This is a genomic window from Phenylobacterium sp. (assembly GCF_044236515.1).
GTDB lineage: Bacteria > Pseudomonadota > Alphaproteobacteria > Caulobacterales > Caulobacteraceae > Phenylobacterium.
The window spans coordinates 1-4,027 of sequence record NZ_JBIIGK010000211.1 but is presented as its reverse complement, the minus strand read 5'-3'; the positions used below and the strand labels follow the sequence as shown (position 1 = coordinate 4,027).

Here is a 4,027-nt window from a genome sequence, read left to right as displayed (position 1 = left end):
CCCGCGCGCCGTAGGCGATCCGCCGGCCGCCGGCCAGGTGCGGCGCGATCTCCGGATGATGTTTGAAGCGCTGGAACTCGTCGTAGGGCGACAGCCAGGGATTCTTGTAGTTCAGGTGCACCACGAAGCCGACGGCCACATAGTGGTCGCCGAAGTGATAGAGGAAGCTGCCGCCGCCGGTCTTGTCGTCCAGGGGCCAACCGGTGGTGTGCTGCACGAGACCCGGCTTGAACACCTCCGGCGGGACCTGCCACAGCTCCTTTATGCCGATGCCGAACTTCTCCGGCTGGCGGCCTTCGCAGAGGCCGAACTTCGATTTCAGCACCTTGGCGAGCGATCCGCGCACGCCTTCGCCGATGAACACGTATTTGCCGGTCACCTCGACGCCCGGCTGGTAGTCCGGACCCGGGCCATCCTTCGTCAGGCCGAACACGCCGGCGACGACACCCTTCAGCCGACCGTCGGCGTCGAACACCGGATCGGACGCCGCCATGCCCGGATAGACCTCGACGCCCAGCGCCTCGGCCTGTTCGGCCAGCCAGCGGCAGAGGTTGCCCAGGCTGCCGATGTAGCAGCCATGGTTGTGCATGAAGCCCGGCATGGCGAACATCGGCAGGGCAAGGCTGCCCTGCGGGCCCAGCATCAGGAAACGATCCTGCGTCGCCGGCGTGTCGAGCGGGGCGCCCATCGCCTTCCAGTCCGGCAGCAGCTCGTTCAGCGCCTTGGGATCGATCACGGCGCCGGAGAGGATGTGCGCGCCGACCTCGGAGCCCTTCTCGAGGACGGCGACGGAGATCTCCGAGCCGGCATCGGCCGCCAGCTGCTTCAGTCGGATCGCCGCCGCCAGGCCCGACGGGCCGGCGCCGACGATGACGACGTCGTATTCCATCTGCTCGCGTTCGACGATTTCGCTCATCTGGCTCCCCCGGACGGACTGGGTCCGACGCAATTCGCCCCGACTTATCGGGACCTCGCACGGCGTGGCAAGCCTACCCCGACGGAAGGCGCAACTTCCTGCGGATCGAAGCGCCGCCACAGCCATTTAGGCAGCGGGACGAGCGGCGGCCGATGGAGACGGAAGCGCGCATGGACATTTCGGATCGACAGCGAACCCTTCGGGCCGACGTCGCCGCGGACCTCGGCGAGATCTTCCGCCTGCCACAGGTCGAGGCGGCGCGCCAACCGGCCCACGTCCAGACCTACGTCGGAGAAACGGAGGCCGCGGCCAGCAGCCGACGGTCGCGGTACGGCGGGCTGGCCGCCGCCGCGCTGGCCGGTCTCGCGGTCGGGGCGGTGTTGATGGGAACGTCGCGGGAGCCTGCGCCGGTCCAGGCGCCGGTCACGGCCCCAGTTGAGGCGGTCATCGCGCCGAGCGCCGCCCCGCCAGCGCCGCGGGTGATCGTCACGGCTGCAGCGACCGCACCCGCCCCAGACCGGACCGAAGCGCCGCCGCGCGCCGCGGCGAAGGCGCCGAAGGTGCAGAAGGCTGTCCAAACCGGCCCGGCCCCGAAGGCCAAGCGCGTGAAACGTCCCGAGTTGCGTCGGGTCAGCGCCGAGGGGTGCGGCCGCCTGCGCGGCGACGCACTCGCCCGTTGCGCCTATCCGGACGTCCTCGCTGCCGATCGGCGCCTTCGCCGCGCCTATGAGGACGCGGCCGACGCCGGCGTAGGCTCCGACGAACTCGCGGACTATCGGAGCCGGTGGGCGAGCCTGCGGCGGCGCGCCAACCGCGATCCGGGCCTCGTCATCGAAAGCTACTCCCTGATGGCTGGGGACCTGAGGCAGCTCGCCCATGACGCCGAGGCGGCGCGCTCATGAGCGTCGGCGGCGACCTGATCTACGCGATCGGCGACATCCACGGCTCCTACACGCCGTTGCGCGAGCTGCTGGCGCGGATATCCGAGGACTGCGCCGAGCGGGCGCGGAGCCGCCGCCCGGTGTTGATCTTCCTCGGCGACTACGTCGATCGGGGGCCCGCCTCACACAAGGTCCTGGAGGCCCTGGTCTGGCTGAGGCGCCGTCCTGACTTCGAGGTCCACCTGCTGAAGGGCAACCACGAGCAGGCCCTGCTCGCCTTCCTGGAGGCGCCGGAAGCCGGGGAGCCGTGGCTGCGCTACGGCGGGGCCCAGACGCTGGCAGCCTATGGCGTGCCGGCGCCGGGGAAGGAGGCCGATCCCGAAGCCTACGTCCGGGCGCGGGACGAACTGCTGGACGCCATGCCGGCCTCCCACCTGCGTCTGCTGCAGACCCTGGAGCTGATGGCGACGGCCGGCGACTACGTCTTCGTCCATGCCGGCGTTCGGCCGGACCGGCCGCTGGCGGCGCAGAAGGAAGACGACCTGCTGTGGATCCGTCAGACCTTTCTCGAAGCGCCAGGGCCTTTCGAGAAGGTGGTGGTGCACGGCCACACCTGGATCGACGCGCGTCCGCAGATGCTGGAGCACCGCATCGGCATCGACACGGGCGCCTACGCCACCGGGGTCCTGACGGCCCTGCGCCTTGACGATGAGGGACGAGCCGTCCTGCAGGCTGGAGCCGCCGCAGACGCCCTGCCGGCCTAATCGTTCTTGAAGTAGCCGCTCCAGTCGGGGTCGCCACGCAGGCGGCGAATGATCCGGTGCGCACGCGGTCGGGTCAGCAGCCAGGCGTTCCAGCCACAGACGAGCGCCAGCGTCGCCAATGGATTGCGGAAGGCCAGGAAGGACCCGACGAGCAGCACGACGTTACCAGCCGCCCAGAACACGATGGCCCGGAGGTCTCTTCGCCGCATGCGGCGGCCTCACAATCTGATTCGTCCTCGATCCCGTTCAACGAGCGGGAAAGCGTCTGGCTCCCGACACTACGCCGAAATCCAGTCGCCCCCGAGCGCGCCGACCGAGACGCCGGCGAGGATCAGCTGCGCGCCGCCAACGAACACCACCGCATCGGCGCCGACCTGCTCGACCCGCCAGGAGGCGCCGGGCTCCAGGACGACCCGATCGCCTTCTGCACGGGAAAAATCCGTCACCCGGTCAATGCCGGCCTCGGCGAAGGTGTGAAAGCGGTCCGCGCCCGAACCTCCCGAGACGGTGTCGTCGCCGCGGTCCCCCGACAGCCAGTCGTCGCCGGCCTGACCGAAGACCTGGTCGTTGCCCTGCCCGCCCCGCACGACGTCGGCCCCCGCGCCGCCGTCGACGACGTCTTCGCCGAGGTTGCCGAGTACGACGTCCGCGCCTTCGTCGCCGAACAGACGGTCGTTGTCCTTGCCGCCAACCACCCAGTCGTCGCCCGGCCCGCCGGCCAGGGTGTCGTTCCCGGCGTTACCGTGCATGTCGTCGAAATCGTCGCCGCCCGACATCAGGTCGCGCCCATCGCCGCCGCGCAGATAATCGAGGCCGGCGCCCCCGGCGATGCTGTCATCGCCCGACCCGCCCATCAGGGTGTCGGCGGTCGGGCCGCCATTGAGCGACTGTCCCGGTTGTCCCACCGCGCCGCCGCGCCAGGCTTCGAACAGGTCGAAGAAGCCGGCGCCGATCATCCGGTAGCCTTCAGCCGCGTAGTGCACGCCGTCCCACTGCATCGGAAAGCTTGCGGTGTCGAAGCTGGCGGCGTTGGCGTCCCACTGGTCGGTGAGCTGCTGGGCGTTGCGGACCTGGTCGTTGTAGGGTCCGGAGCGGCCGATCTGGAACAAGCCGATATGGCCGGCCGGATCGGCCATCCATTCCGCGCGCATCGCGGCGAGCAGGGCCGGCAGGTTGTCGATGTAGGCGCTGGCCGAGGCGGCGCGCTGGCCATCCTCCTCGCCCTGGCCCCAGAAGACGGCGTCGGGTCGACGGCCGCCGGCCGCGGCCCCGGCCTCGGCGATGATCATCGTCGTTCGGTCGAACAGTTCGCTGTCGCTGCGCGGCGACCAGTCGTAGTGCCACTGCTCCAGATCCTGGGCCAGCGGCGTGCCGCCGTGGGCTTCCTTGACGATGTAGAGCGTCTCGCCCGGGTAGGCGGCGCGGAAGTCGAGCGCGAACTGCACCTCCGGGCCCCAGGACGACGG

General features: G+C 70.3%; 5 protein-coding genes. 2 read left to right on the top strand and 3 right to left on the bottom strand.

Annotation, left to right across the window (positions count from 1 at the left end; translation table 11 throughout):
- On the bottom strand, positions 1-916 hold a 916-nt coding region (locus tag ACILRF_RS15085), incomplete at its 3' end, for an NAD(P)/FAD-dependent oxidoreductase (RefSeq protein ID WP_395674324.1).
- A 152-nt stretch (positions 917-1,068) separates the two neighbouring features.
- On the opposite strand from ACILRF_RS15085, the gene ACILRF_RS15080 reads away from it, so the two are divergent.
- Together ACILRF_RS15080 and ACILRF_RS15075 are read left to right on the top strand one after the other, a co-directional pair.
- Positions 1,069-1,818 carry a hypothetical protein gene (locus ACILRF_RS15080; protein ID WP_395674322.1) on the top strand — a complete coding sequence of 250 codons (750 nt, stop codon included), beginning with the start codon at positions 1,069-1,071 and terminating at the stop codon, positions 1,816-1,818.
- Positions 1,815-2,561: a metallophosphoesterase family protein gene (locus ACILRF_RS15075; RefSeq protein ID WP_395674320.1), complete on the top strand. Its 747-nt coding sequence runs from the start codon at positions 1,815-1,817 to the stop codon at positions 2,559-2,561. Before ACILRF_RS15080 ends, ACILRF_RS15075 begins: the two co-directional genes overlap by 4 nt.
- On the opposite strand, the gene ACILRF_RS15070 is transcribed toward ACILRF_RS15075, so the two are convergent.
- Entirely contained in the window at positions 2,558-2,770 is a 213-nt protein-coding gene (locus ACILRF_RS15070) for a hypothetical protein (protein ID WP_395674318.1), read from the bottom strand. The two genes, ACILRF_RS15075 and ACILRF_RS15070, sit on opposite strands and share 4 nt — an antisense overlap.
- Positions 2,771-2,839: 69 nt before the next feature.
- On the bottom strand, positions 2,840-4,027 hold a 1,188-nt coding region (locus ACILRF_RS15065), incomplete at its 5' end, for a sialate O-acetylesterase (protein ID WP_395674316.1).

What these genes read in the sequence shown, in the direction of transcription:
- ACILRF_RS15080 (WP_395674322.1), top strand. Translation starts at nt 1,069, where the DNA reads ATGGAGACGGAAGCGCGCATGGACATTTCGGATCGACAGCGAACCCTT.
- ACILRF_RS15075 (WP_395674320.1), top strand. Translation starts at nt 1,815, where the DNA reads ATGAGCGTCGGCGGCGACCTGATCTACGCGATCGGCGACATCCACGGC.
- ACILRF_RS15070 (WP_395674318.1), bottom strand. Translation starts at nt 2,770, where the DNA reads ATGCGGCGAAGAGACCTCCGGGCCATCGTGTTCTGGGCGGCTGGTAAC.